Origin of the sequence: Leyella stercorea, from assembly GCF_021531355.1 — a bacterium.
Classification (GTDB): Bacteria; Bacteroidota; Bacteroidia; order Bacteroidales; family Bacteroidaceae; genus Prevotella.
In genome coordinates, this window is record NZ_JADYTS010000218.1 from 1 (window position 1) to 370 (window position 370).

At 45.4% G+C, this 370-nt stretch carries 1 tRNA gene and 1 rRNA gene; both read right to left on the bottom strand.

Going from position 1 to position 370, the window contains the following annotated elements:
* Positions 1–82: 82 nt before the first annotated feature.
* Positions 83–159: transfer RNA gene (locus tag I6E38_RS15145), tRNA-Ala, on the bottom strand.
* Positions 160–303: 144 nt separating this feature from the next.
* Positions 304–370, bottom strand: a 16S ribosomal RNA gene (locus I6E38_RS15150); the annotation flags it as partial.

Genomic DNA, 370 nt, shown 5'->3' on the forward strand with positions numbered 1-370 from the left:
CATACTTTCAGCTGTTGTTATTAATTTAACTTACAGTTTTGCTTGTATCAATATGTCAAAGATCGTTTCCCTTTTAAAGGGATGGTGGAGAATATCGGGGTCGAACCGATGACCTCTTGCATGCCATGCAAGCGCTCTAGCCAACTGAGCTAATCCCCCAGTAAGATTTAGTAAGACAGTGCGCCAAGAAGCGTGGGAGAAGTCAACCAAACCATAACTCTATTAAGCCTTACTGAGCCTTGATAGGCATCCTTAAGCCTTATGAGTCTTTGCTGACCTTAATAGTGGAATCTCGTACTCCAGAAAGGAGGTGTTCCAGCCGCACCTTCCGGTACGGCTACCTTGTTACGACTTAGCCCCAATCACCGGT